The following is a 26,191-nucleotide window of genomic DNA, read 5'->3' as shown; positions in this document are numbered from 1 at the left end:
AAACCGAAGGCGTCCCGTTTTTTGTTATAATGGAATGGGAAAATAATGAATGGAATGGATGGGTGTTGTACATGATCTCAACATTATTGTATGAGGATTCTTTGACCCATAAGCTTTACGGGAAGAGCCGGCTTCCGATATTTATTATGGAGAAATTCATGAAGAGGGATTACCCGCTCCACCATCATAATTTCGCAGAATTAAGTCTCGTCATTGATGGAACCGGCGTGGAGATATTGAATGGAAAGCCGCACCGCTTTAAACGCGGAACCGTATCGTTTCTGCTGCCGCATCATATTCATGAAGTTCAACTGCATCAGCCTATTGTACATAAATACAATTGCATGTTCGATATCCAGCTTTTGCTTACAAACAGGTCGAGCGATATCCTCGTCAATTTCTTGCTAAAGACCGGGACAATCCTTCCCTCTCACTACGATTTGGATGAAGAACAGACTGCCTTCATGGAACAGATTTTTAAATCGATGGAGGTAGAATACAATAGCGAAAAATTCGGCAAAGATGCCGTTCTGCATTCCAAGCTGCTTGAAGCTTTCGTTTTTTTGTTCCGAACCATCCATCCGGAAGAAGCCAATATTTCACTGTCAACCGATTCGCAGCGGAATGTACTTGATTTGCTTTATTATTTGCATCTTCATTTTCACAATGATCTTACACTGCATGGGCTAGCCAAACAGTTTAATTGGAACGCCTCCTATATCAGCCGCCTTTTTAAGCAGCATGTCGGCCAGAGCTTCATTGACTATCTCCACTTCTTAAGAGTTGAAAGAGCGGCATCTCTTCTGGCATCAACATCAATGAGCATCCTGGACATCGCTCTGGAAGTAGGCTTCAATAGTTCGCAAACGCTTTCAAGGGTGTTTAAGAAGTTTAAAGGCGTCTCGCCGAAAGAATTCCGGGAAGCGCATCTGAATACTGTATCCAAAATGAGATGACTGTCAAAGTAAAAAAACCAAATTTCCCCTCCCTCCTGCCCGTAATTTGCAAATGCTGCTCCGCATAATTCGCTATCACAAATCGAAATCTAACAAGAGGAGGCTTAACGGGCTTCCGAAATAAACCGCCAAGAGCGGTTACCTTTCACCCTAAAGGAGGTGCAGGAAAATTTGGGGAAACGCATAGCGTTGTTATGTTTGCTTACTTCATTGACTCTTGTCCCGGCCGGATGCCTGAACCGTCCCCCCGAGCAGATGTCGGGTGAGCAGGAGCTTGAACACAAACATAAGCTTGTCGCTCAGGACGTGCAAATTACCGAGCAATTATGCCGGACTCAATGTGCCTCCATTCTTAAGCAAACAGCCAATGAATTGAAAGCCAGCGATCCGGATGCGATTGTGAACCGGCTTCATTCGCTGCATGCCAGTCATCCTCACATGACCCGCTTGCTTTGGTCCCCTAATGACCAGCCGCTGGAGCAAGCCAAGACCGCAGGACAAATCGATGCCGCTGCGGAACAGACGCTTCAGCCGAAATTGAACGAAGCGAAGGAAGCCGCCAAGGCGGGCCGTTCTTACGAATCGGAAGCGATCAAAGTGGGGGCACATACGTATTTCGTTCTCGGAGTTCCGGTGAATGAAAATTCGTCACTCGTTGCCGCAGTACGTCAAGATATTTTAAATGATGTAGATGCCAAGCAGCGGCAAAATTTACGCACTATCCCTTACCCTGCGGAAGGAAACTGGAAGATTGAATCGGTTGAGGCAGGAACGCTTAAGGACAAAAAAATCGATCACCCTGAAGAAAATGGGCGATCCAGCCACTACAACGTCAACGAAATCGTGGTCAAGTTCAAGAAGCCTCCGACCGATACTCAATTAAACCAGATCAAGCAGGAAATTCACGCTCCTGCAGATGCCCAGAAGCTTGGAAACACCTATGTGTTTCAATCCGGGTCGATGGATGCGAAGCAGCTGCTGAGCTATTTTGAAAAGTGGGATGTCGAATATGCCGAACCCCATTTCTTGTATCTAACTAACGAAGATACTGTGCGTGTACCGACAGAGCCCGCTCCCGGAGTCGTTCCTAACGATGCTTTGTACACGAAGTATCAGTGGAATTTCCCGATCATTGCCACGGACCGCGCCTGGGAGCTGGACCGCGGGAACAGAGAGGTCATTGTCGGGGTTGTCGATACAGGCGTGGACTTGAATCATCCCGACCTTAAGGACAGGCTTCTGAAAGGCTGGAACGTGATCGCCCAGAACAATTCTCCGGCGGATGACGTCGGTCATGGCACTCATGTCGCCGGGGTGGTGGCTGCCGCAACGAACAACAATCTTGGGGTAGCCGGAATGACCTGGTATAATCCGGTGCTGCCCGTCAAGGTGCTGGATCATACGGGAGCCGGCAGCACCTATGCGGTCGCTCAAGGAATTATTTGGGCAACCGATAACGGGGCGAAAGTCATCAATCTGAGCTTGGGGAACTATGCCGACGCCAATTTCCTTCATGATGCGGTTCGTTATGCCTTCGAAAGAGACGTCGTGCTAATTGCCGCAAGCGGAAATGATAATACGGAGCAGCCGGGATATCCTGCTGCTTACCCCGAAGTCTTCGCCGTTGCCGCTACGGATGCGGATAAGAAAAAGGCCCCCTTCTCCAACTACGGGGATTATATCGATGTAGCTGCGCCGGGCGTAAGCATAGCCAGCACCTATATGAACAACCAGTATGCGGCATTATCCGGCACATCCATGGCCAGCCCTCACGTGGCCGCCCTGGCCGGTTTGATCCGCTCCGTCAATCCGCTGCTCAAAAATACGGAAGTAATGGATATTATGCGGAAATCGGCCGATGATCTGGGAACGCCCGGGAAGGATAGATATTTCGGTTACGGGCAGATCAATGTCAACCGGGCTTTGCAAATGGCCGCCCGCGGAAGAGAGTCGGCAGCCAATTGGGATGAATGGCTGCAGCGTGACATAGATCGGTTGGAATCCCGTTACGGGCTGAAGGAATAGCTTATAGAGTGAAGCATACAGAAAAACCCGCCCCCAAGGGCGGGTTAATGCATTCATTAGATTATGTGGAAAGTTTGCCATAAGCCGGGTTCTGTACTTCCAGTGGTCCGAACGGGATCAGACCCTCCCACCATTGAAGTGACAATCATCTATCTAGGCCGTACATTACTGCACGACTCATGCGACCAACCCGAACGCACCTCGGGCTAAGGCTGTAAGACGAATCTTACGGCGTTCCTCTTAGGTCTTGCTCCGGATGGGGTTTACCAGGAAATAAGTCGCCATATTTCCTCGTGGTCTCTTACACCACGGTTCCACCCTTGCCTGTGCTATTCGATATGGAATAGATCCAGCATCTTATAGCCATCGGCGGTCCATTTCTGTGGCACTATCCTTCAGCTCGCGCTGACTGGACGTTATCCAGCATCCTGCCCTATGGAGCCCGGACTTTCCTCCCGCTGCGTCACCGCAGCCGGCGATTGTCTGTCAAACTTCCCAATCTATAAAATTATACAATGGTTCATGTTCAATTACAACCGCCAAAAGCTGGCACCATCAATTACAGGAATCGGAAAACCTCCGTATTGATTTGCGAAGTTGTTACTTCCGTATCATAACGGCCATCCGCCAGCGCCTTGGTTAAATAAGCGGCCACCCCGGCCTTCATGATCTTCTCGGAATTATGCCCGGGATCGATAATACATAGCCCGGCGGCTAAGGCATCCTGGGCCGAGTGATAATCCACGTCTCCCGTGATGAGCACATCGGCGCCGGCGAATAACGCAGAACCGATATACCGGCTGCCCGATCCTCCTAATACGGCTGCCTTATTCAGCATTGTCCCGGGCTCGCCGACAATTCTAACGGCCGGAACGTCGAATGCCTTCTTGACCTGCTCGGCCAGTTCAGCCAAACTTATCGACTGAGGCAAGCGGCCCACCCGGCCCAGACCAAGCTTTCGGCCGGAAAGATCCAGCGGATAAAGGTCGTACGCAGGCTCCTCGTAAGGATGGGCTTTGAGCATGGCTTGAATGACCTTACCCTGAAGGTTTTCCGGCACAATCGTTTCGATCCGGATTTCCTGAACCTCCTCGAACTTCCCGGTTGCACCTATATAGGGATTAGTCCCTTCACCTGGCTTGAACGTTCCGACTCCCGACAGATTGAAGCTGCAATGGCTGTAATCGCCAATTGCTCCCGCCCCGTTATCAAGCATCGCCATCAGCACTCGCTCATGATGATCTTGCGGAACGAAAACGACCAATTTCTTCAGCTTCTCCGTAAAAACGGTATCCAAAGGCTTGGTATTCTCAAGCTTCAGGGCATCCGCCATCATATCATTGATGCCTCCATCCGCTACATCCAGGTTGGTATGCGCGATATAAACCGCAATGTCATGCTTGATAAGCTTGGCATATACACGGCCCGCAGGAGTTTCCGTCTGCAAATGCTTGAGAGGCCGGAAAATAATCGCATGGTGGGCGATGATCAGATCCACTTGCTCGGAAATCGCCTCGTCCACGACCTCCTCGACCACATCCAGAGTCACCATCACTTTCCTGATTTCTTTGTTCAGGGTACCCAATTGTAGCCCGATCCGGTCATCCGGAACCGCATAATGCCTCGGAGCGAGCTTCTCCATTAGCTGGATAACCGTTTGGCCTTTTGCAAACATTGCAATACCTCCTTAATTCGGTCAATCCTCTTATTTATTTGCTCCTGCTTGGCTTCCGATGCTTCCAGCCGGGAGTTGGCCAATTGATCGGAAACTTTGACCAGCTTGTCGATTTCCCGTTCCCATTTGGCAACGAATACGGGAGACACCTCTTGGACCAAATAAGGTCCCATGCTTATCAAATCGGCTCGTTCCAGCATGATTCCCTCCGTGCCTTCCACAGGCCGGACGCAATAAAGCGCCTGATTAGCCTCTTCCGCTTCCTCCGACCGGATCGCCGCCATGATTTCGTAGATTTTGCCGTCTTCTTCCATAATGTGCTCCTGCTCCAGGAACCATCCGTTATCCAGCAGCCACTGGCGAACCGCTTCTTCTCCTACATTGGGCTGCAGAATAAGCCTTCGAATGGAAGGAAGGGCTGCAATCCCTTCGCCTAGAATACGCGCGATCAGATGCCCTCCCATGCCGGCTATGACCGCCACATCCGCTTCCCCGTCCTTTAACACGGACAGTCCGTCCCCGTTACGCACATCAATCTGGCGCGACAGGCCGGCTTCACGGACTTGCTTGGCGGCAGCGGCATAAGGTCCGGGATTCAGTTCACCGGCTATAGCAGATTCTATCGTCCCCTGCTGCACCAAGTAAACCGGCAGTAAGGCATGGTCGGAGCCGATATCGGCCAGACGGCTTCCTTGCGGAACCAATAATGCAATTTGCTTCAATCTTTTTGATATAGTTATCATTCTAAACAATCCAATCGGTCCATTTTTTTCTGAACATATATAAGATGATTGCTGCTGCAGCCCATTTGCCCAGCCAGAGAAGCTGCAAAGCCTCTTTCGGAAAATCACTGTTCACATAACCGTAAACCTCGGGGATGAACCAAATCAGGGCTCCAATCGCCAATAATACCGAAGCGGCCGATCGATGATGCCTGTGCAGCAGCCATCCAACCCATATTAGCAAAATTCCGCCAGGAATCCATGCCATCTCCAGCTCTATCCAATCCGGATGAAGCAGGTAGCGATTTAGCATGGATGCATATATGACCAGAAGCAGAATCCATCCGGCGAAATGAAACAAGGGCAGCCTGGCTGACAGGCCCGCTACCATCCAGATGACTGCACAGGCTGCGGCATAGGCAGACAGTACTGTCTCCGCAGCACCCGCGCTGCCTAACAGATTCACCCCTCCTGCCAAAAGCAGCAAGGAAGCAGCCGCCATGCAAATGCAGGAAAGAACCGGAAGCCGGTTCCGCAAACGTATCCCAAAGCCGTAGCATACAATAACGAAAAAGGAAACGGCGGCTATTTGCAATGGGAGGGGAAAAGAGTTAAAATTAAAAGCAATCAAACAAATTATCCCAACAGTTCCAAAAAATGATAACCAACTGCGAAGGCTTCCTTTACGAATAGCGGCCGGAGACAGCCCATGCCAGCCCCGATCATTCCTCTCCTCCGGATCGTCTTGATACAGATTGAGCAGGAAATCGCAGTACTGCTCGGGAAGCAACCGGCTGCTGCGCCATTCCCTAATTTCCCGGATAATCAGCTTTCTTCTCTCCGGTTCCAAACCGTTCACCTCATTCCAACGGGATGAGACAAGCCGGGAGCCTGTCATACAGTGCTCAGCTTCAACCCGTTTATCCGAAAAAAATTGGCCTTACTGCAAGCAGAAAGGCCAAACGGAATTATTCTAGAAAATCCTTTAACCGTTTGGAACGGCTAGGGTGACGAAGCTTGCGCAGAGCTTTCGCTTCGATCTGCCGGATTCTTTCCCGGGTGACTCCGAAGACTTTACCCACTTCCTCCAAAGTCCGGGTACGGCCGTCATCCAGTCCGAACCGAAGCCGGAGTACATTCTCTTCCCGCTCGGTCAATGTATCCAGCACATCCTCCAGCTGTTCCTTAAGCAGCTCGTAGGCTGCCGCGTCTGCCGGAGCCAGCGCTTCCTGATCCTCTATAAAATCTCCAAGATGAGAATCATCTTCCTCACCGATTGGGGTTTCCAAAGAAACCGGTTCTTGGGCAATTTTCATAATTTCACGCACTTTATCCGTGCTTAAATCCATTTCCTTGGCGATTTCTTCCGGCGTAGGCTCTCTTCCCAATTCCTGCAGCAGCTGACGGGAGACACGAATTAACTTGTTAATGGTCTCCACCATATGAACAGGAATACGAATCGTTCTCGCCTGATCGGCAATAGCCCTTGTTATCGCTTGACGAATCCACCATGTAGCGTAAGTGCTGAATTTAAAGCCCTTCGTAAAATCAAACTTCTCGACCGCTTTAATTAAGCCCATATTCCCTTCCTGAATCAAATCAAGGAACAGCATTCCGCGACCTACATAACGTTTGGCAATGCTGACCACCAGCCTCAGGTTGGCTTCGGCCAGTCTGCGCTTCGCTTCTTCGTCCCCATTCTCTATTCTCTTGGCAAGGTCGACTTCATCTTCTGCAGATAAAAGCGGAACGCGGCCAATTTCTTTCAAGTACATACGGACCGGATCATTAATTTTAATTCCCGGGGGCAGAGATAAATCGTCGTCGAAATTAAACTCGTCGTGCTCCTGCTCATCATCTCCGATAGGAAGAACATCTTCTTCCGAATCGTTGCCGACATCGATTCCAAGCTCGGACAATTGTTCGAAAAATTCATCGATCTGCTCCGGATCCTGATCGAACGGGGCCAATTTCTCCATAATATCTTTATAAGTAAGTGTGGATCGTTTTTTACCCAATTCGATTAATTGATCCTTAACCTGTTCCAAAGTCAATTCTGTTTCCAGCTCCGTATGATGTTCGTTCGCCATAATGTCTGCTCCCTCCTACCTAGAATCATCAAAAGGTAGAACCTACAATGATTTCATTTGTTTCTCTAGAATGATGATTTCACTAGCAATTTGTGCCGCCTGGACGATATTTCCCGCACGCTCCGCCTGGATCATCTCTTGTTTCTTTTGCTTGATAGCGTTCAGGCAAGGCACTTTCTTAATTTCTTGAATGTAATCTTCTATCACTTGAGGATTGATTCCTTGCCCGCTTTCCCGGATTGCGATAGAGCTGGCCAGCCGGCTTAGTTCCTCGTCTTGCAGGAAAGCCAAAAAACGGCTGATATCTGGCCGGTTCCCTTCATTATAAAAAGCGTACAAATAGGCAGCCAGGGCTGCGTGATCTTCTATATTGAATTGGTCCCCGATCCTTATACTGACCTCTTCCGCAATATCCCGGTCCAGCATCATGGCAGCAAGCAGTTTGATTTCCGCAATATGATAAGCAGGTAATAGGGAGGGGGCTTCATCCTTAGCTCTATTATTATCTATTACATTATTCCACGGATTTTCGTTATTATCCCCGTTTTCCTGCATTTTTAGAAATTGCTGGCGAAATTCGTTCATTTCCTGCTTGATCGCTTCCACCGGATAAGAAAATTCATCGGACAAAGCCTTGACATGGTGCTCCCGCTCTATAGGCGATGAGATCTCCGCTATTATCCTTGCGGCTGCCTTCAAATAGCGGACCGTATCGTTCTTGTCCTTAAAATTAAAGTTGCTGCGGATATAGGTCAATCTGAACTGGACCGCCGACATGGCATAATCCAGCACTTCCGATCGAAATTTATCCGCTCCTCTAGCCGTAATATATTCATCGGGATCCGCGCCGTCGGGAATATAAGCCACTCTAACCTGCAGCCCTGCCTTCTCCAGGATAGGCAGGCTTTTGTACGCGGCCGTTTGACCGGCCCGATCTCCGTCATAACATATAACGACCCGATCGGCCAATCTGCGCAGCGCCAGCGCATGTTCCTGGGTTAAAGCCGTCCCCATCGTCGCCATCCCGTTCACCACGCCCGCTTCCCACGCTTTAATGACATCCATATATCCTTCAAAAAGAACGGCATGCCCCGATTTTCGTATCGCTGGCCGGGCATGGTGCAAATTGAACAATTGACGGCTTTTGTTAAATAGCGGCGTCTCGGGACTGTTTAAATATTTGGGCTGCAAATCCCCGAGCGCACGTCCTGCAAAAGCTATGACCCTCCCCTTATAATCATGAATCGGAAAGATGATCCGGTCCCTAAACCGATCAACAAAGCCGCTTCCATCCGATCGCTCTACGATAAGACCTGCCTTCTCAAGCAATGTCTGAGGCAGCTCCCGTTTGAGCAGAAACTGAAACAACTTATCCTTCATGGCCGGAGCGTAACCAATTTGGAAAAAATCGAGCCATTTATCGCTCAATCCCCGGGAACGCAAATATTCAAGCGCATGCTTTCCCTGCTCCGTATTTAGAAGAATATAGTGGTACCACTTAGCGGCCAATTCGTGAGCGGTCAGCATAGCCGATGCTTCCTTCTGCTTCTCCGTTTCTTCTCCGGTAGGAGTATCCCACGTAATCGGAATATTGGCCTCTTCAGCCATATGGCGTACGGCCTCGACGAAGGAATAGCTTTCCATCTCCATCAGGAAGTTAATGCTGTTTCCGCCCGCATGACACCCGAAGCAGTAATAGGTTTGCCTTTCCGGTGTCACCGTAAAGGAAGGAGTTTTCTCGGAATGGAAGGGACATAATCCTTTCAAATAGTGGCCCTGCTTCGTCAGTTTTACGTACTTGCCCACTACATCGGCAATATCATGGTGCTTTAAGACGGCTTCTATGACCTCTTCAGGAATTCGTCCGTAGCTCATTCCTCATCACCTTCATTCGTTAACACGTATACTATTCGCTACATTGGGCCGTTTTCCTGCAAATTCCCCAAAAGTTTTGTCAAAGTTTGTAGAAATCGCTCCCGATCCTCATCGGTAAAAGGTTTCGGTCCCTTCGTATGCTTCCCGGAACGGCGCTTTTTGGACTGCTCGTGCCTTCTTTCCAACAAGAAATCAATGGTCCGGTCGGTATAAATCTGCCCCCGGTTCGACAGCACGTGCGCTCTTTTGGCCAGGCCGATCGTAGCCAGGCCGAAATCCTGAGTCACCAACACATCCTGAGGGGAGAGTTGATTGGCGATATACATGTCGACGGATTGATCCGAACGGTCCACCTGGATCACCCGAACTCCATCGCAGGGGGACAACTGATGGTCGAAGGAAGCGACCATCCACACACTAACGCCATAAATGCCCGCCGCCTTGATGATTTCGGCCTTCACCGGACACGCGTCGGCATCGACTATTACTTTGGGTCCCTGCATTATACCGTCTTCCTTTCGCGCCCCGGTGGTTTATTCGTCATTTATATATACGCTTCGAACAGAAGAAATCCTTCCAATCTTCGCAAAAACCTATTTCCTTGTCCGCATAATATCTTCGATCAGGCTGGCGGTTTCTTCGACGGCCTTATTGGAGACATCGATCACGACGCATCCGAGCCGCGACATAACGGAGGCGGAATAGTCCAATTCCTCATTGATCCGCTCCACCTTCGCATAATTGGCGTTCCCGGCCAATCCCAATGCTCTCAGTCGTTCTTTCCGTATGACATTCAGCTTGTCCGACCGGATCGTCAACCCAACAATTTTCTTGCTCGAAATAGTGAACAGCTCATCGGGAAGCTTCATTTCGGGCACAAGCGGCACGTTCGCCACCTTAAAGCGTTTATGCAGCGCCAGATACATAGCCAGAGGCGTTTTGGAAGTCCGGGAGACGCCGACAAGAACGATATCCGCCTTGAGAATTCCCCGGGGATCTCGCCCATCATCGTATTTGACGGCAAATTCAATGGCCTCTACCTTCTTGAAATAAGCTTCATCCAATTGATGAATCATACCCGGCTCATGCCTGGCCGGACGATGAAGCACTTTCTCCAGATTGGAAATGATCGGGCCCAGCAGATCAATGGTAATGACCTGTTGAATAACGGCCTGCTCCAGCAAGTAGTCCCGCAGCTCCGGAATAACCAATGTAAAGACGATCACTCCATTAGCTTGCTTAGCGGTTTGCACAATGCGATCGATTCCTTGCCGGTCATGAATATAGGTCGCTCTTCGAATATCTATTTTTATAGGTGAAAATTGGACTGCAGCCGCTTTTACAACCGATTCTCCCGTTTCGCCGGCGGAATCGGAAACTACAAAGACGACAGGTGAAGAAATAGGCTCCGTCAAGTGCAACCCCCCTTTTTCAATACATTAACCTTATAAAAGCTAATGAAATCTCTGTTTTTCATAGTAGTGCATTATATTATATACGCATGATTGCAAAAATTGTTTCATTTTCATCATTTTATTTGAATCCGGTGATCAAAAAGCTCCTGTCGGACTATTTCATGGATGAACGACCCCGTTTAAAGGATGTTCAGGACGTAATAACTTATTGGACGTTTAACTGGATTTTATACAGCTAGTTTTTTCCTCCGGAGCGAAAGACGGAAACTAAGTGGAAAAACCGCAGCTAGTTTGTGCAAAAAAGACGATTTCAGCGAAAAACCTTGATTCTAAATGTAGTTTTTCCATTTATTTAAATCAATTTATACCGTTCACTTGAATTTAACTACATAAAATACAGTTAAATCGTCGACCCATCTGGTAAATAACACTCCCGCCCCTTTTCTGACCGATTCGGGACGGGAGTAATCGTAGTGCATACTGCTTGCTAAAGCTAAAGCTTGTACTTTTCCATCTGGTCCAAGAAGCTTCTTGATTTCCACCGGACATCCAGATAAGTATCCATAAAGCCTCTCATGGCCGCTTTCAGAACTGCTTTCGTCTCGTCCTTAACCTCCGCCGTTCCCAGCATGCGCAAATCGACTCTCTGAAACAAGCGAAGCAGGCGCAGAATCTTGGCGGACACAGGCATGGCATGATGATCCTTGGCCTTGCATGCGGAGCACAATATCCCCCCGCTGGAAGGACTTAATACCATATCGCCCGAAGTCCGGCCGCAAGAGACGCATTGCTCCAATTGAGGAAGGTATCCGGACAAAGCTAATATTTTCATCTCCATGATATGAATTACAATCATAGCATCCTTGCCTTCCGCAATCGCGGACAGACCGGCCAGCAGCTGCTCGAACATGACGAGATCGGGTTCGGCCTCCGGCATCATCCGCTCGACCAGCTCGACCAAATAGGCGGCATAGGCAGCCTTATGCAGATCTTCTCTTATCTCTTGATAAGAATGAATCGGTTCCCCGTGATTCAGGGTCCCCATCTGACTGCCTTTATAAATAACAAAATCGCCATGCGTAAATAACTGCGCAATGGCGGAATATCTGCTCTTGACCTTCTTCGCTCCCCGCACCATCACGCTTATCTTCCCCATAGACCGCGTGAAGAGGGATATAATTTTGTGGCCTTCCCCATAATCCATCGTGCGGATAACGATACCTTCCGTCCGGTTAAGCATAGGCTTCGTTCCTCTCCGTATAAGCCGAATCGCTTTAGAGGTATGGCGATTTATTGTATGCGGTGCTCCAAGCTTAACAACCCGGGCACCGTTTCTTCAGTCGATCCATTCCTCGCGGTCCGGCTCCTCTTCCGTCAGATTCCATTCGTCTTCCGGCCAATCATCCTTGTCTTTATAAAGCAAATAAGCGTCTATATTTCCCGTTCGGGTAAAATAATCCCAATAGAACTCTCTCATAAGCAACACCCTTCCAAAGAAAAGTATCGATGCTTACTCATTAGAATGCTTTATTGCTTAAGCTCCTATGCGAAGCAATTATTAACAGTTGCTTACAATCAATCGTGCCGGAAACCGAGATCCTTCAAAATGCGCTCCTGATTGCGCCAATCCTTCTTCACCTTGACCCAGAGCTCGAGAAAAGTCTTGGAACCGAGCAGCCGCTCTATATCGACCCGCGCCTGCCTTCCGACTTCCTTCAGCATCGCTCCCTGCTTGCCTATGATAATCCCTTTCTGCGAATCGCGTTCGACGAAAATGACGGCCGAAATATGAACGACACCGTTCTCTTCCTGCCTCATATCCTCTATCGTGACCGCGATGGAATGGGGGATTTCCTCCCTTGTCAGATGCAGTATTTTCTCACGAATAAGCTCCGCGCAGACGAATTGCTCCGGGTGGTCTGTCACCTGATCCGCCGGATAGTATTGAGGTCCTTCCGGCAAATAGCGGACAATAATGTCCAGTAAGTTGGCAACATTATTTCCCTGCAGAGCCGATACCGGAACAATCTCGGCGAAAGAATACAGGTCTTTATATTGAGCGATTATCGGCAGCAGCTCTTCCGGATGCACACGGTCGATTTTGTTAAGCACCAGCAGTACCGGAGTATTTACCTGCTTAAGCCTTTCTATAATAAACCGGTCCCCGCCGCCAATCCCTTCCGCCACATCGACCAAAAACAGGATCGCATCTACTTCGTTAAGCGTCCCTTCCGCCACTTTCATCATATAGTCGCCCAGCTTGGACTGGGGCTTATGAATACCGGGCGTATCCAGAAAAACAATTTGACTGCTGTCGGTCGAATAGACGCCGTGAATTTTATTTCGTGTCGTTTGCGGCTTGTCGGACATAATCGCTATCTTCTGGCCGATCACCTGGTTGAGCAAGGTTGATTTCCCGACATTCGGCCGGCCGATAATGGCGACGAATCCTGAGTGAAATTTCTGATTCATTCCATCCCTCCTGCTGGTATTATACAATGTTGACGGCGGTAAATAAAATGACCTGATACCCGTTGTGCGATTTTCCGCAAAGGACCGATTTCAGGTTGGCAGTGTAAAGGCGCCGGGAAGCAAGGCGGAAACCGTCGTTTCGCTGACATCACCCGCTAAATTGGCCATATACACCGGCATATCCGGCGCGCATAATTCGATCATGACCTGGCGGCAAACCCCGCACGGGGTAATCGGAGCGGGAGTATCGCCGATCACCGCCAACGCCCGAAACGACCTCGGGGCTTGTCCGTCTGCAATCGCCCGGAACAGGGCTGTCCGCTCCGCGCAATTGGTCGGCCCATAAGCTCCGTTCTCCACATTGCAGCCGTGGAAGATCGTCCCGTCCGCGCCGATCAACGCACAGCCCACTTTAAAGCCCGAATAAGGAACATATGCTTTGTCGCGGGCCAATGCAGCCTCTTGAATCCATGCGGATACATCGTTCATTATGCTGTCCCCTCCTCAAATTTTTACTATTACTCCTATAATAACGTATGCAGCCAAAAAGCCATAATCGTGACAGTGATCCCAATAGCTCCTCCAAAAACCAGTGCCGGAAGCGTGCGGGTCCTTCTCTGATACAGTATGAGCAAAAATAGGACAGACAAGCTGTAAGCCAGTACGGATACCAACGGATGGAAAGTCAACAGAACAATCAGCGTCGATATGGAAAAGGAGACGGCCATCCACAAGCTCGGGCGAACATAAGATTTGGCCGAAAACCGTGTTTCTGTCACGATCAGAGTAAAGGCGACCAATCCCAGATAAAGCCAAACCGCCGAGGAAGACAGCTTGGCCGGTTCCTCCCTAATCCCGCTTATCCATCTCTCCAGCGGTTCGAAGAACACGATCATCCCGACGGCAACGGCAAAAACCGCAGACACCAGAACAGAGGCTGCGGCAACATCTTTCGCGATTTTGGCCAACGGATGGACCTCCGGCATAGCCAGATCAACCGCTTTCTCGACTGCGGTATTAATCAGCTCCGTAACAATGACAAGAGTGACTGCGAGCAGAATGAATAAAATGTCCCACTTGCCCAACCGGAAGAAGAGGGCGGAGAGAAGAGCGACAAAAGAAGCGGAAAAATGAAATTTCATATTCCGCTGGGTAGTTAAAGCATATTTAATTCCTTGGTAAGCGAAGCGGAAGCTTTTCAGCCATTTTGCAATCCCGTTCACCTGATCAAACCGGCCTCCTGCAATATTTCTTCCTGCTTGCGAAACATCCGCTTCTCTTCGTCCTCTGTCTGATGGTCATAACCGATCAGATGGAGAAAACCGTGTACGAACAAAAATCCGATTTCCCGGTTAATGGAATGGCCGTATTCGCCTGCTTGTTCTATCGCTCTCGGCACGGATATGATAATATCCCCCAACTGATCGGCGCCGAACAAGCTTCCGCCAAGCGTATCCTCGTCGGAAGCAATCTCCTCCAGCTCGCCGTAGTTGATTTCAAGCTCCCCGGCACCGAACTCCATCATCGGAAAGGAGAGGACATCCGTCGGCTTATCCAGTCCCCGGTATTCCTTGTTCAGCTTGCGGATTTCTTCGTCGGTAACAAAGCTCAGCGCGACTTCCCCGAGGGGAATATCTTCCCGCTTACCGGCGATTTGCAGCAATTCTTCAATCATGGAGATCAGCTCGGGAGTAATTTCTAACTGATCCTGTTCATTGCTCCATTCCAGCAATAAGGCCATCGTTTAAGACTCTCCTTTGCTATCGTTATTTTTAGGCAAATCGCCCGGGTATTCAATACGGGCATGGAAGATGCCAAGCAATGTTTCTTTGAGCGCTTTGGCAATGGTATCCAAATCCTTGATCGTCAGGTCGCACTCGTCGAATTGCCCGTCATCCAGACGGTCTTTAATAATTTTACGTACCATGGAATCGATCTGTTCAATCGTCGGGCTCCGCAAGGAACGCACGGCCGCCTCCACACAGTCCGAAATTCCCACGATAGCCGCTTCTTTGGACTGCGCTTTAGGACCGGGATAACGGTATTCGCTTTCCTCAACGACCTTGCCTTCCCCGCTTTCCTCCGCCTGCTTAACCGCCTTGTAGTAAAAATACTTGAGCAGCGTCGTCCCGTGGTGCTGTTCGGCAATATCGCGGATCGCCTTGGGCAGGTTATGCTCCTTCAGCATCTCTACACCGTCCCGGGGATGCGCGGTAATAATCGCCTTGCTCAGGCTCGGTTCAATGCTGTCATGCGGGTTATCCATATTCATCTGATTTTCTATATAATAACTTGGGCGCTTGGTCTTGCCCATATCGTGATAATAAGAGCCCACCCGGCAGAGCAAGCCGTTAGCTCCCACCGCCTCTGCTGCGGCTTCTGACAGGTTACCGACCATAACACTATGATGGTAGGTGCCCGGGGCTTCGGTCAGCAGCTTGCGAAGCAGCGGCAGGTTCGGATTAGACAGCTCGACCAGCTTGAGTGGAGACAGAATCCCGAAGGCCATCTCGAAGAACGGCATAATTCCGATCACCAGAATGGCACTAATAATGCCTCCGACAGCCGCGAACGACAATCCGTAAGACAGATCCGTCATCGTAAACCGGTTATCCAGCAGAGCCTGAGTGACGATACCGAGACAGCCGAAGACCGATATCATAATCCCGGCCTTCAAGATCGTAATCCGCTGACTGGCCTTGTGCAAGGAAAAGATAGCGGCAAAGCTTACAATCAGCGAAACGAACAGGTAACGGTAATCCATCAGCCGCTCCTGGTCCACGCTGAAGATAATCCCCGACATCAAACTGAAAATAATCGACGAGACGTAGGCAAGAGGCGCATCCAGCAGTACGATTACGAGCATCGTTCCCATAGCAACGGGGGCAAGGTAACCGATATGCGGATACTCCAAATTTTGTCCCAGGGAGACAATCTTCATTCCGATAATATTCAAGAAGAAGATCAGCAGAAGCATGACAAGCTGGGAATTGTTATTCCGGATGCTCAATTTGCTCTGGCGGATGAACATGAAAATGACCAGAACGAACAGCGCTACCAGCAGAGCCAGGCCCAAATGCGGACGAAAATCGGTTTTATCCTTGAGCAGGTTGAAGGTTTTGAGCCGCTGGTACGTCTCTTCCGTTATCATCTCGCCTTTATAGACAAGAACGTCATTCTTTCCGAACAGAACCGGCTTCGTATTCTCTCTTGCCTGAGCCCTGGCCTGATCGGTCTCCTTGGCATCATAAAACTTGTTGGGTGTCAGGGCAAAGCGAACAATTTCCTGCACCAGTTCCCGCGCCGTATTCTTCGTCAATGTCGAAGAGTTGACCATCTCGGTCACTTTGGCCCGGGCAGACTGCGCCTCCACAAGCGGGTCATTCATCAGCCGATTGACGATGTCCTTCGCTACCGTTTCCATGGCCGTCAAATCGTCCTTGGTCAGCCGCGGAAATTTATAGTAGCTTTCCTCCGAAAACTTGTACTGCTGCTCCAGCAGCTGCTTCTCAATCTCATTCATGAGAGTGTCGTTATAATTACCGGCCGCCCTCAATGTCTTCATAAATCTCTCTACATAATCCGTATAGATAGCCGGAAGCAAATTTCGATACAGATCGACTCTGACATCGAAGGTCATTTCCGGATCGGTATTATTCTGCTCAAGCTTGTCGAAGATCGTCTCGACAATTTGTTCATTCTTGATCGATACGATCTTATAAACCGGCTGAATCCGCGAAGCGGCCTCTTCCTTGGCTTTCTCCGTAGCCAGCGAATTCTCCTCCTGATAAGGAGCATAGATCGTCTTCTCACTGACTTTATTCGGCTGAATATCATAGGTTTCCGGAACGACTTCATTTAGAAGAGAAAAATAAAACAGAAGGGCAAAACCCAGCAATAACAAATAACGGATAACCGGGCTTGTTTTCCATTGACTGAACCGGGAGGGTGAATTCCCGGTAGCGGACGGTTCGTTTCTTGTCATGAAACTTTCAGTCCTCTCTATCCATGCTTTTCTTGATCCAGGTTGTAGGCGGTGATGATTTTCTGAACCAGAGAGTGGCGGACCACATCCTGTTCGGAGAAATATACGAATCCGATTTCGTCGATGTTCTCCAGTATGCGCTCAGCCTCCACCAATCCGGATCGTCTGCCCCTGGGCAAATCGATCTGCGTGATGTCCCCGGTGATGACCATCTTCGAGCCAAACCCCAGCCGGGTCAGAAACATCTTCATCTGCTCCGGGGTCGTGTTCTGGGCTTCGTCCAGTATGATAAATGAATCATCGAGAGTTCTGCCCCTCATATAAGCGAGAGGAGCAATTTCAATCAAGCCTCTTTCCATGGACTTGGCAACCTGCTCTGCCCCCAGCACATCGTTAAGAGCATCATACAATGGGCGCAGATACGGGTCAACCTTTTCCTGAAGATCTCCCGGCAGGAAGCCGAGACTTTCTCCCGCCTCCACGGCAGGTCGGGTCAATATGATTCTCTTGACCTTGCCCTCCTTCAAGGCAGCCACGGCGAGCACGACAGCCAGGTAGGTCTTGCCGGTACCGGCCGGGCCGATGCCGAAGACAATGTCCTGTTTGCGAATTTTCCCGACATACTGCTTCTGTCCGATCGTCTTGACACGGATCGGCTTGCCTCTGTACGTATGTGTAATTTCCCCTTTGAATAAATCAAGCAGTTGATCCGCCATCATCTGTTTGGATAATTCCAGGGCATAATGGATGTCCCGTTCCGACAACGGATAGTTGTTCCGGACCAATTCCAGCAGTACCTCGAACAGCTGCTGCAGCCGCTGGGTCTCGCGGGCTTGTCCCTGAATGACAATCTCTTCTTCCCGGGAAAAAATTTTCGCATCGGTCTGCTTCTCTACGATAGACAGAAACTTGTCCTGCGGTCCAAACAACGACAGCCCCTCGGCTATGTTGGTTAGCGGTATTTTGACAATGTGTTCGCGATCGGTCAAAAGGCCTCAATCTCCTTAATCATCAGTAACTATATTATACGTAAGATATTATCGTATATGTGCTCCCGGAAGCAAATATTAATGCAAAGAAAAGAGCCGCAGCTTTCTATTTCGGAAAGAAGCGGCTGTTATCGTAACCGGTTTTTGCTAGTTTGATATAGACTTCTGCATAAGCTTGTGAAGGCTGCTTTACGCTGTTTATTCGCTGCGAACCAAAAGCGTATACCCTCTCCCAATAGCGGCCTCTCTCAAGCTCCATGGGGCGGGACGTTATCGGCAGGTGCTAGCTGACGGGGCTCTCTCCCGGGGCCGGGTCCGCTTCCGGAGGCAAGTTTACGATCGGCTGCTCGACGGCAATGTTCTCCTCCACTTCGAAATGAACCTCCATCACCAGCACTCCGTTCTCCTCCTGCTCCTTCAACACCTTCTCCGAGGTGATTCTCGAATCCTCACCCGCTCCGTGGAGAATATCCGCCCGAGCCCGCTCCAGACCGATCTGACGCGCCGCTTCCCGTTCCAACGGCTCTTCCAGGTAACGAACCTCTCGCACCTTCTCATTCATCCAGCCGACCGGCAGGCCGTAGTTCCTCCATTGGAGCGTTTTGCGCGAAGCTTCCTGCTCGGATTGTTCATATGAAGTGCCATAGCCGGTTAGCTGCAGCGCCCGGTTTCCGAAGACAAGATAGAAGCGGCGGTAGGACTCTCCGGTATAAGTTTTATATTTGCGAACCATCGGAACTTCGATTTTGCTTGTGTACCAGACCAATCCTTTGACCTGTCCCTGCGAAACTACCGTCTGCTGATACTGCTCGTTGCCGATCAGTCCGGAAATAAGCAAGTCCCCTTTCCGCACATACTGATCAGGTTGGACGACCGGCTTTCCTTTCTCCGCTAAAATTTTAGTAACGACCGCATTTTTGGAGGCGATCAGATGACGCGGACTTTTAAGCTCCTTCTGCTCGGGACTGGCGCTCTCCACCACTTGTATCTTAATGTGGGTGCCTTCTACCTTCACCCCCACCCAGGCCACCCCGGGAAGCTGTTTGTGAAGCTCCCTGGCCAAATCCTCCTGGTTGCCCAGACGAAACTTCCATTGATATTCATAGATCCCGAGCTGCTTCGCCTTCTCCAAAATTTCCATCTTCATCAGCTTCTCGTTTCCTTCCACTTCTACCTTCCAGACGATGGAGGATAGCAGGAAGAGACCGACGATGAAGAAGCATAGACCGGCAATGAAAAACTTTCGTTTCCACAGCTTGTCCAGGAAAAAAGGAAACCCGTATCTTTTAAGAAGATGTATGCGGCAGCCTGTCTTTTTTAAAAGCGGACGAAGCTTGTAAAAATCTTCGATATGCAAATTCACCTCGGCCAGATTCGGCTGTTTAATCTGCATGTCCCACAGAACGAGACGGGAAGAGGCAGCCAGATTGATGAATTCCTCCAGCCTTTCCCCGCGCAATTCAATAGTCACATATCCCTTGAGCCTGGAAATGATATTTGGTCGCACCCGCATTCACCCTTTATTATGAATTGATGTATTTAATATCGTGGATCTTGCCCTCGATGAAGACTTCCTCCGTCTGTATGCCCCTCATGACCAAATTTTCCCCGCGGACCTCCAGCGCCCCCTGCCCGAGCGCCAGCTTAAGCAATTCACTGGAAAAATGCAGGACCCCTCTGTGGTTTTCGATGTAGAGCTGCATATTACCGATCATCGTCAATCTGGGCAGATCAAGGATGACATCCTGAGGCACTTCGAGCAGCTTCGCGGTCATCATGTTGAGCTTCTTTTTAATGGAGCGCATGCCTCGCTCATCCCCCCGAACTGATAGGCTTTTTTACAAATTATGCCGATGCTTCGCCATTTATGAAAAAAGGACTCTCCGCTGGTAACAGATTGTTCAGAAAAACCGCCTTCGCGACGCTCCAACTTAACCAATTGTGACTTAATGAAAACCCATAGTGACTCTTGCAAATCCCGCCTCGCCAATCATCTTGGGGCATTCGTGGTGCCGCGCAAATGTCATGCAAAAAAACAAGAAGCCGTCCCAAGCAGCTTCCAAACTGCTGAGAAACGGCCTGAACCGACTAAATCGTGAATGCTTTCCAAAAAAAGAGCGAGGCTGGCGGTCAATTTTCCGCACCCACCTACTCTTCTCTTTCATCGCTGCCCATTGTAGCAAAATGATAGGCAAGAGAAAGCCACCCATTGTTCATGCATGAAGGTCGCATCTGGGTCCGTAAGGACATCGTAAAGACGAACAAAAGTACATTAGAATTCTGCCTTTTTCCAAAAAGAAAGGGAAAGACGCTCAAATGTGCAGATCTTTTTTGACAAAATGGGGCCATTTCGCAAAAATCGCTCCAAAGACCTGCACTATCGCTTTAGAATAAGGCACTGCGCGGCTTTTTCCCAAAAAGACCTGCAGTTTTGATTGTCTTTCTACATAATTAGGCGGATGACCGGGACTGTCTCAAAGAGTCGCATAAAACGGGAGTCTACGGAACTGAGCGGTGGCTAAAGAGGTGCTTTTTATGCCAATTGGAATCTTTATTCAGCACCATATTAACACTGTAAAGAACTTAAAGATTCCTATGTGGCAAAAAAGAGCCTGGCCGGCTCTTCTTCATAACGATATGAAAGCTGAAAGACGAGGATTTCAAGGAGAAATGAGAGAGATGGGGATTAAAACAACGGCTTGAGCCGAATTAACTTGTCGTCCCCTGGTCCGGGTGTACCCCGCCCGTCGCGATTATTGGTCATTACATACAGGGAGCCGTCCGGACCTTCTGTAACATTGCGAATTCTCCCCAGCTCATGGTGAAATAGTGCAGAGGTATGCTCGATTGAAGTATGATCCGCTCCCCAGGTAACCGCGAGAATCTGCATCCCGCGCAAATTAGCCACAAGCAGCCTGCCTTTCCAAGGGCCCTGGCTTATGAAGGTCATACCCGAGGGCGCCCAGGTATCATCCCCGCTGTGCAGCAGCGGTCGGACCATTCCGTCCTGCTCCTGGTCGCCGCTAATCACCGGCCAGCCGTAATTTTTCCCCGGCTCAATGAGATTGATCTCATCCCGCGCTGTCTGGCCGTGCTCGGAGCTGTACTGCTTGCCGGTATCCGGATGCCAGGCTAATCCTTGGGCATTGCGATGTCCCCAGCTATAGACCGGCGAACCCGAAAAAGGATTGGACTCCGGAATCGTCCCGTCCGGATGGATGCGCAGGATCTTCCCGCCCAGACTCTGCAAATCTTGGGCAAGCTGAGGTTCATACCGCTCTCCGGTCGTGATGTATAACAGCCCGTCCGGCCCGAATTTAATACGCCCTCCATTATGATTCGTATCCCCGGGAATATCAGCTATCAATATCTTGTCCACTTCGATCCGGCTTTCCCTCTGCTGCAGACGAAGCACCCGGTTCATAACCCGGCCATTCTCCTCATAGGTATGATAGGCATACAAATAACCGTTATTAGAGTAATCGGGGTCGATTTCAAGACCCAGCAGCCCTCCTTCCCCTTTGCTTATGAACGGTTCTTCAAACCGGAATACCGGGTCCTCCACTAACTTTCCCTGCCTAATAAGCCGGATTTGTCCGGGTCTTTCCGTAAATAAAATATCTCCCTCGGGGGTAAATACCATTTCCCAGGGAACATTTAATTGCTCGGCTATTATCTCCGCTTCATGCGGTAAACGTCCTTCTTCCTCCTGCCCCATGACCGGACCCGTCGCCTCTGGCCTGTCCACAGCCTTGTCCGGGGAACAGGCTGCTGTAAGCAGGAGGATCAAGAAGATCCCGATACTCTTTATCATTTGGGCCACTCCTTTACTATGAGTGAATATGGAAATGCCCCTGCCGGCTGAACCCGGCAGGGGTGTGTAATTACTTGCGGTAAGGTCTTCTGGAGCGGGGCGGCCCGAGAATCTCGGACCAGATAATACCTTGGATCGCTTTGCGCTGCAGTTGGTCAGCCCTTTCCTTCTCTTTCAGCCTATCCGCTTCAGAGCGATGATCGAAGGTCCGGCGGGAACCGGTAGCCGAGGCGTTGGCAGCCGGTTGCCCGGATTCCGGTTCTTCATAGCGGAAGACTTCCCGGTATCTCTCTTCTTCTTCATCATCATGACTGTAGAGCGGCTTATCCTCTATGACCGATCGCCGATCCATAGCCTCTCTGTCCGGCCGGTCCGCTCTTGGAACGGTCTCCGGGGAACGATCCGATGATGAGGCCGGTTGGACCGGCCCCCCTCCGAAAGGAGGCATGCTTCTCGTATTTTTCGGCTTGCCGGGTTTGGACTTCGACACCAAAGTAGATATAATGGCAAGCACAATAATAACGATATGGATGTTATCCAACAAATACTCGATAATTCCCACTTAGTCCCCCCCTTTGCTTCGGTTTATGGTGAGGAAGCCAGGGTTATTCCTTGTCATTCTTGTCATCCATTCCCTGCATGCGTCCGAAGCTGGAACGCATTTGGGTATCGGATTCTATATTTTTCAAGTTCATATAATCCATGACTCCAAGCTTGCCTTGGCGCAGAGCATCCGACATAGCCAGCGGAACCTGGGATTCGGCTTCGACGACCTTCGCTTTCATCTCCACTACCTTGGCCTTCATTTCTTGCTCCTGTGCAACGGCCATGGCGCGGCGTTCTTCCGCTTTCGCTTGGGCAATCCGCTTGTCCGCTTCCGCTTGCTCGGTTTGGAGGTGGGCTCCGATATTTTTACCTACATCTACATCTGCAATATCGATAGACAAAATTTCGAACGCAGTTCCGGCGTCCAAGCCTTTGCCAAGTACGGTTCTGGAGATCGAATCCGGATTTTCCAACACGTCCTTGTGAGTGTTGGAGGAACCTACTGTCGTGACTATTCCTTCTCCGACGCGGGCAATGATCGTTTCTTCTCCCGCACCCCCGACCAGGCGGTCGATGTTCGCGCGTACCGTAACGCGCGCTTTAACTTTTACTTCAATTCCATCCTTGGCTACGGCGGCAACCATCGGAGTTTCGATCACTCGCGGGTTAACGCTCATTTGTACGGCCTGCAGCACATCCCGTCCGGCCAGGTCAATGGCAGCCGCACGTTCGAAGCCAAGCGCTATGTTCGCACGCTGTGCCGCGATTAAAGCATTGACTACCCGGTCAACATTCCCCCCGGCGAGAAAATGGCTTTCCAATTGGTTAATGGACAGCCCAAGTCCCGCTTTGGTAGCCTTGATTTGCGGATTGACAATCCGGCTGGGAATGACACGACGCAAGCGCATGGCCACCAGGGTGAAAATCCCGACGCGTACGCCGGAGGCTTGTGCGGAAATCCACAGCATCACCGGGAAAAAGCTGAAAAATACGGCCAGCACAATAATAACCAGCGCTGCGATCAACAAAGTAAAAATATCTAGATCAGCCAAATGTAACAACCTCCTGATTCATTTTATTGTTATCTGTCTTAATGAGCCTCGGGGCTCAGCCTGGATCCGGCTCTAGCCGATCTCATCCTCATTAAGTTCGCGGACGACTACCCGTGTTCCTTCTATTTGGGTTACTTTAATTTTCCGGCCTTTATCAATGTAATCCCCAAAGGTGACCACATCAATGCGTTCTTCACCGATCAATGCGGTGCCGGATGGGCGAAGGACCGTTAAAGCCACTCCGTTTTTTCCTAACAGATGGTCTTTGACGGAACTGCTTGTATACCCTTCCTCATTCTTCTGCTCTTCACTCAGAATGAATTTCTTCCATACTCCTTTACGCTTAAAGATCTTAATAAAGATGGCGATCAGGATAATAGCGGGAATCACGGCAATCCCCAACGATTTCAAACCGCTCGCCGTATTATAGGAAGCCATCACAACCCCGCTGATCAGGGAAATGGTACCGGCCGCGGCAAACAATCCAAAGCCCGGAACGACAACTTCTATAATGAGCAAAATGATGCCGAGAACAAATAAAACAATCTCCTCAATCCCGGCAAAACCGGCAATATAATGGCTAAAAAAGTATAAGCCGAACCCGAGAGCCCCCAGGATGCCCGGCAAGCCGAAGCCCGGAACGAACAGTTCAATCGCTACGCCAGCGATACCAACCAGCAATAACAAGGTTTTCGCTACGGGGCTTGTAAGAATCCGGCTCAGGTTCTCCGCTGTGCTCGGTTCTACAAATATGCGCGGAGCCTCCTGTACATTTTTGTAGCTCAACACTTCTTCGAGAGTGTTAGCCGTATGCTCGGAATAGCCCGCTTTCAAGGCGTCATCGAAGGAAAGCGAGACCAGTTGGCCTGCGGCAAATTTCCGGCCGGCTTCAGGGATATCGACCTCGATATTTTTATCGACCATTCCCGCGGCGATAACCGGGTTGCGCCCTCTCATCTTGGCAGCCGATTCCATCGATTCTACCCAGTAAGAAATCAGCTTGGCATTATCCACTTCCCTGCCGCTCACATCGACGATGGCCGCCGCGCCGATGACGCTCCCCTCAGACATTACGATTTCATTGGCATTCAAGGCAATGAATGTGCCCGCGGATGCGGCGTCTCCATGTATGAAAGCGACCGTTGGTATTTTACTATCTCTTACGAGATTTCCAATCTCCATGGCTGCGGTAATTTCTCCACCCAGCGTATTGATATCCAGGACGATGAGTTGGGCAGACGCTTCGTGCGCCTCTTTAAAGGCTCTCTCCAGGAAGCTCTGCAGACCGCTTTCAATCGTTTGATGCACCGGGATGATATATACGGCACGGGATGAAGCGGGCTGGCTCTCCGCATGGATTCCTGCAAAGGGCAGCAGCATTAACAACAAAGGCAATAACCAGACCACCTGCATAATTCTTTTTTTGAGCATAGTTCCCCCTCCTTTCTTGGTTTTCTCGCAGCCTTTTACAAAGTACTACGTAAAGTTTTGGCATATGTTTCAAAGCTTAAACAAATTTTTGCAAAAGTCGTCTGCCTTGTAAATATGATTACTCCCGACTGGAAAATTATGTACTGCAACCGCTCCATAGGAACCAGTAAAACATGCCTAGTAGCGGTTTTTGATCCGCAGCCTAAGCTGCGGATCAGAAACCTGTCTGCGTATTCCTTAAGATAGTAAAAAACACCCCTGAACGGGGTGTTTCACCAGTTGTCGGTTTAATTCAGCAGTTGTTGTACCAACTGATTGACGAGCTTGCCGTCTGCGCGCCCTTTTACCTTCGGCATAAGAGCACCCATCACCTTGCCCATTTCCGCTTTGGAAGAAGCGCCCGTTTCCTGGATGGTCTGCTGTACAAGAACTCTAACCTCTTCCTCCGTCAATTGCTGCGGAAGATACTCGGCAATGACGGCAATTTCTGCTTTAGCAGCTTGCGCCAAATCCTCTCGGCCTGCTTTTTCGAATTCCTGGAGGGAATCTTTTCGCTGTTTGATTTCACGACTTATTATATCAAGCACTTCGTTGTCATCCAACGATCTACGCTGATCGATTTCAATATTCTTGATCGCGGAGCGGATCATTCGGATTACGGAGAGTCTGAATTTATCCTGGCTCTTCATCGCCTGCTTCATATCTTCGTTCAATCGATCACTTAAGCTCATCAATAAGTCCTCCTAGAACTTCCGCTTCCGAGCGGCCTCCGACTTCTTCTTACGTCTAACGCTGGGCTTTTCGTAATGCTTACGCTTTTTTACCTCAGCCAGCACTCCATCTTTAGCGATGGAACGTTTAAAGCGGCGAAGAGCAGCATCTATTGTTTCATTCTTACGAACTTTTGTTTCTGACACCAGATTTCCCTCCCTCCGAACAGACCGTCCAAAACGACTAACACGGGTATCAAACTTCATTATATGTTATAAGGAAAGCGGGTGTCAACCTACCTCCCAACATAACCCAAACTATGCTGCGGCTCCTTGCCCTCACGGCGTTCTTCCGGTTCCTTCAGTTGGTTAAACGAGCGGTTTTTCTTATACCTAGCTTCGCCTCTCCTATTTATTAAGAAACTATTTTTCGA

The 26,191-nt window shown here is 49.7% G+C and carries 26 protein-coding genes and 1 other RNA gene; 3 read left to right on the top strand and 24 right to left on the bottom strand.

Going from position 1 to position 26,191, the window contains the following annotated elements; genetic code table 11:
- Nucleotides 1–29: 29 nt before the first annotated feature.
- Both FS806_RS07740 and FS806_RS07735 read left to right on the top strand, forming a co-directional pair.
- The gene (locus FS806_RS07740; RefSeq protein ID WP_144934157.1) at nucleotides 30–956 is read left to right on the top strand and encodes an AraC family transcriptional regulator; all 927 of its coding nucleotides are present in this window, start codon (nucleotides 30–32) and stop codon (nucleotides 954–956) included.
- Nucleotides 957–1,127: 171 nt separating this feature from the next.
- Nucleotides 1,128–2,981, top strand: a complete 1,854-nt coding sequence (locus tag FS806_RS07735; protein ID WP_225312717.1) for a S8 family peptidase — start codon at nucleotides 1,128–1,130, stop codon at nucleotides 2,979–2,981.
- A 65-nt stretch (nucleotides 2,982–3,046) separates the two neighbouring features.
- On the opposite strand, the gene rnpB is transcribed toward FS806_RS07735, so the two are convergent.
- From rnpB to yqfC, 18 genes are all read right to left on the bottom strand, one after another.
- Nucleotides 3,047–3,476: RNase P RNA component class A (gene rnpB, locus FS806_RS07730), an RNA gene on the bottom strand.
- Nucleotides 3,477–3,540: 64 nt separating this feature from the next.
- On the bottom strand, nucleotides 3,541–4,656 hold the full coding sequence (locus FS806_RS07725) for a Nif3-like dinuclear metal center hexameric protein (protein WP_144934155.1): 1,116 nt from the start codon (nucleotides 4,654–4,656) through the stop codon (nucleotides 3,541–3,543).
- Nucleotides 4,623–5,399, bottom strand: a complete 777-nt coding sequence (locus FS806_RS07720; RefSeq protein WP_144934153.1) for a tRNA (adenine(22)-N(1))-methyltransferase — start codon at nucleotides 5,397–5,399, stop codon at nucleotides 4,623–4,625. The genes FS806_RS07725 and FS806_RS07720 overlap by 34 nt, the downstream gene beginning before the upstream one ends.
- A 1-nt stretch (nucleotide 5,400) precedes the next feature.
- Nucleotides 5,401–6,237, bottom strand: coding sequence for a hypothetical protein (locus tag FS806_RS07715; protein WP_222126610.1), 837 nt, complete (start codon nucleotides 6,235–6,237; stop codon nucleotides 5,401–5,403).
- A 109-nt stretch (nucleotides 6,238–6,346) separates the two neighbouring features.
- Nucleotides 6,347–7,468, bottom strand: a complete 1,122-nt coding sequence (gene rpoD / locus FS806_RS07710) for an RNA polymerase sigma factor RpoD (protein ID WP_144934149.1) — start codon at nucleotides 7,466–7,468, stop codon at nucleotides 6,347–6,349.
- Between the two features lie 42 nt (nucleotides 7,469–7,510).
- Nucleotides 7,511–9,343, bottom strand: coding sequence for a DNA primase (gene dnaG / locus FS806_RS07705; protein WP_144934147.1), 1,833 nt, complete (start codon nucleotides 9,341–9,343; stop codon nucleotides 7,511–7,513).
- 38 nt (nucleotides 9,344–9,381) lie between these two features.
- The gene (locus FS806_RS07700; protein WP_144934145.1) at nucleotides 9,382–9,846 is read right to left on the bottom strand and encodes a YaiI/YqxD family protein; all 465 of its coding nucleotides are present in this window, start codon (nucleotides 9,844–9,846) and stop codon (nucleotides 9,382–9,384) included.
- 90 nt (nucleotides 9,847–9,936) lie between these two features.
- Nucleotides 9,937–10,758: a pyruvate, water dikinase regulatory protein gene (locus tag FS806_RS07695; RefSeq protein ID WP_144934143.1), complete on the bottom strand. Its 822-nt coding sequence runs from the start codon at nucleotides 10,756–10,758 to the stop codon at nucleotides 9,937–9,939.
- A 493-nt stretch (nucleotides 10,759–11,251) separates the two neighbouring features.
- Nucleotides 11,252–11,998 carry a DNA repair protein RecO gene (gene recO / locus FS806_RS07690; RefSeq protein WP_144934141.1) on the bottom strand — a complete coding sequence of 249 codons (747 nt, stop codon included), beginning with the start codon at nucleotides 11,996–11,998 and terminating at the stop codon, nucleotides 11,252–11,254.
- A 96-nt stretch (nucleotides 11,999–12,094) separates the two neighbouring features.
- Nucleotides 12,095–12,235 (bottom strand): YqzL family protein, encoded by a 141-nt coding sequence (locus tag FS806_RS07685; protein ID WP_144934139.1) that lies wholly within the window; start codon nucleotides 12,233–12,235, stop codon nucleotides 12,095–12,097.
- Between the two features lie 98 nt (nucleotides 12,236–12,333).
- A complete protein-coding gene (era, locus tag FS806_RS07680) occupies nucleotides 12,334–13,230 on the bottom strand; it encodes a GTPase Era (protein WP_144934137.1) in 897 nt (298 codons plus the stop codon).
- Between the two features lie 90 nt (nucleotides 13,231–13,320).
- Entirely contained in the window at nucleotides 13,321–13,719 is a 399-nt protein-coding gene (gene cdd / locus FS806_RS07675; protein WP_144934135.1) for a cytidine deaminase, read from the bottom strand.
- 35 nt (nucleotides 13,720–13,754) lie between these two features.
- Nucleotides 13,755–14,453 carry a diacylglycerol kinase family protein gene (locus tag FS806_RS07670; RefSeq protein WP_144934133.1) on the bottom strand — a complete coding sequence of 233 codons (699 nt, stop codon included), beginning with the start codon at nucleotides 14,451–14,453 and terminating at the stop codon, nucleotides 13,755–13,757.
- On the bottom strand, nucleotides 14,450–14,971 hold the full coding sequence (ybeY, locus tag FS806_RS07665) for an rRNA maturation RNase YbeY (protein ID WP_144934131.1): 522 nt from the start codon (nucleotides 14,969–14,971) through the stop codon (nucleotides 14,450–14,452). The genes FS806_RS07670 and ybeY overlap by 4 nt, the downstream gene beginning before the upstream one ends.
- A 3-nt stretch (nucleotides 14,972–14,974) precedes the next feature.
- Nucleotides 14,975–17,215 (bottom strand): HD family phosphohydrolase, encoded by a 2,241-nt coding sequence (locus FS806_RS07660; protein ID WP_144934129.1) that lies wholly within the window; start codon nucleotides 17,213–17,215, stop codon nucleotides 14,975–14,977.
- Nucleotides 17,216–17,232: 17 nt separating this feature from the next.
- Nucleotides 17,233–18,204 (bottom strand): PhoH family protein, encoded by a 972-nt coding sequence (locus tag FS806_RS07655; RefSeq protein ID WP_144934127.1) that lies wholly within the window; start codon nucleotides 18,202–18,204, stop codon nucleotides 17,233–17,235.
- A 283-nt stretch (nucleotides 18,205–18,487) separates the two neighbouring features.
- A complete protein-coding gene (gene yqfD, locus FS806_RS07650; RefSeq protein WP_144934125.1) occupies nucleotides 18,488–19,711 on the bottom strand; it encodes a sporulation protein YqfD in 1,224 nt (407 codons plus the stop codon).
- A 16-nt stretch (nucleotides 19,712–19,727) separates the two neighbouring features.
- Nucleotides 19,728–20,009, bottom strand: a complete 282-nt coding sequence (yqfC, locus tag FS806_RS07645; protein WP_144934123.1) for a sporulation protein YqfC — start codon at nucleotides 20,007–20,009, stop codon at nucleotides 19,728–19,730.
- Nucleotides 20,010–20,718: 709 nt separating this feature from the next.
- Here yqfC and FS806_RS25680 point away from each other — a divergent pair.
- Nucleotides 20,719–20,907, top strand: a complete 189-nt coding sequence (locus FS806_RS25680) for a hypothetical protein (RefSeq protein WP_222126609.1) — start codon at nucleotides 20,719–20,721, stop codon at nucleotides 20,905–20,907.
- Here FS806_RS25680 and FS806_RS07640 read toward each other — a convergent pair.
- The 6 genes from FS806_RS07640 to rpsU all read right to left on the bottom strand — a co-directional run bounded on the left by FS806_RS07640 (nucleotide 20,891) and on the right by rpsU (nucleotide 25,964).
- Nucleotides 20,891–22,018 (bottom strand): PQQ-dependent sugar dehydrogenase, encoded by a 1,128-nt coding sequence (locus tag FS806_RS07640; RefSeq protein WP_144934121.1) that lies wholly within the window; start codon nucleotides 22,016–22,018, stop codon nucleotides 20,891–20,893. The genes FS806_RS25680 and FS806_RS07640 overlap by 17 nt on opposite strands.
- A 70-nt stretch (nucleotides 22,019–22,088) precedes the next feature.
- On the bottom strand, nucleotides 22,089–22,580 hold the full coding sequence (locus FS806_RS07635; protein WP_144934119.1) for a hypothetical protein: 492 nt from the start codon (nucleotides 22,578–22,580) through the stop codon (nucleotides 22,089–22,091).
- A 43-nt stretch (nucleotides 22,581–22,623) separates the two neighbouring features.
- Nucleotides 22,624–23,616, bottom strand: a complete 993-nt coding sequence (floA, locus tag FS806_RS07630) for a flotillin-like protein FloA (RefSeq protein WP_144934117.1) — start codon at nucleotides 23,614–23,616, stop codon at nucleotides 22,624–22,626.
- Between the two features lie 72 nt (nucleotides 23,617–23,688).
- Complete coding sequence (locus FS806_RS07625; RefSeq protein WP_144934115.1) at nucleotides 23,689–25,047, bottom strand: NfeD family protein; 1,359 nt, start codon at nucleotides 25,045–25,047, stop codon at nucleotides 23,689–23,691.
- A 287-nt stretch (nucleotides 25,048–25,334) separates the two neighbouring features.
- The gene (locus FS806_RS07620; RefSeq protein WP_144934113.1) at nucleotides 25,335–25,778 is read right to left on the bottom strand and encodes a GatB/YqeY domain-containing protein; all 444 of its coding nucleotides are present in this window, start codon (nucleotides 25,776–25,778) and stop codon (nucleotides 25,335–25,337) included.
- 12 nt (nucleotides 25,779–25,790) lie between these two features.
- Nucleotides 25,791–25,964 carry a 30S ribosomal protein S21 gene (gene rpsU, locus FS806_RS07615; protein ID WP_144934111.1) on the bottom strand — a complete coding sequence of 58 codons (174 nt, stop codon included), beginning with the start codon at nucleotides 25,962–25,964 and terminating at the stop codon, nucleotides 25,791–25,793.
- Nucleotides 25,965–26,191: the final 227 nt, after the last annotated feature.

The organism is Paenibacillus sp. 32O-W (assembly GCF_007679495.1).
Classification (GTDB): Bacteria; Bacillota; Bacilli; order Paenibacillales; family NBRC-103111; genus Paenibacillus_L; species Paenibacillus_L residui.
Note: the sequence above shows the minus strand (reverse complement) of the source record. Positions and strands in the feature narration are given on the sequence as shown.

Excerpts from the sequence above, each read along its gene's own strand:
- rpoD (WP_144934149.1), bottom strand. The coding sequence starts at position 7,468 with ATGGCGAACGAACATCATACGGAGCTGGAAACAGAATTGACTTTGGAA.
- FS806_RS07720 (WP_144934153.1), bottom strand. The coding sequence starts at position 5,399 with ATGATAACTATATCAAAAAGATTGAAGCAAATTGCATTATTGGTTCCG.
- FS806_RS07740 (WP_144934157.1), top strand. The coding sequence starts at position 30 with ATGGAATGGGAAAATAATGAATGGAATGGATGGGTGTTGTACATGATC.
- dnaG (WP_144934147.1), bottom strand. The coding sequence starts at position 9,343 with ATGAGCTACGGACGAATTCCTGAAGAGGTCATAGAAGCCGTCTTAAAG.
- era (WP_144934137.1), bottom strand. The coding sequence starts at position 13,230 with ATGAATCAGAAATTTCACTCAGGATTCGTCGCCATTATCGGCCGGCCG.
- FS806_RS07685 (WP_144934139.1), bottom strand. The coding sequence starts at position 12,235 with ATGAGAGAGTTCTATTGGGATTATTTTACCCGAACGGGAAATATAGAC.
- FS806_RS07660 (WP_144934129.1), bottom strand. The coding sequence starts at position 17,215 with ATGACAAGAAACGAACCGTCCGCTACCGGGAATTCACCCTCCCGGTTC.
- cdd (WP_144934135.1), bottom strand. The coding sequence starts at position 13,719 with ATGAACGATGTATCCGCATGGATTCAAGAGGCTGCATTGGCCCGCGAC.
- FS806_RS07625 (WP_144934115.1), bottom strand. The coding sequence starts at position 25,047 with ATGCTCAAAAAAAGAATTATGCAGGTGGTCTGGTTATTGCCTTTGTTG.
- FS806_RS07620 (WP_144934113.1), bottom strand. The coding sequence starts at position 25,778 with ATGAGCTTAAGTGATCGATTGAACGAAGATATGAAGCAGGCGATGAAG.
- recO (WP_144934141.1), bottom strand. The coding sequence starts at position 11,998 with ATGCTTAACCGGACGGAAGGTATCGTTATCCGCACGATGGATTATGGG.
- yqfC (WP_144934123.1), bottom strand. The coding sequence starts at position 20,009 with ATGCGCTCCATTAAAAAGAAGCTCAACATGATGACCGCGAAGCTGCTC.
- FS806_RS07700 (WP_144934145.1), bottom strand. The coding sequence starts at position 9,846 with ATGCAGGGACCCAAAGTAATAGTCGATGCCGACGCGTGTCCGGTGAAG.
- FS806_RS07725 (WP_144934155.1), bottom strand. The coding sequence starts at position 4,656 with ATGTTTGCAAAAGGCCAAACGGTTATCCAGCTAATGGAGAAGCTCGCT.
- FS806_RS07640 (WP_144934121.1), bottom strand. The coding sequence starts at position 22,018 with ATGATAAAGAGTATCGGGATCTTCTTGATCCTCCTGCTTACAGCAGCC.
- ybeY (WP_144934131.1), bottom strand. The coding sequence starts at position 14,971 with ATGGCCTTATTGCTGGAATGGAGCAATGAACAGGATCAGTTAGAAATT.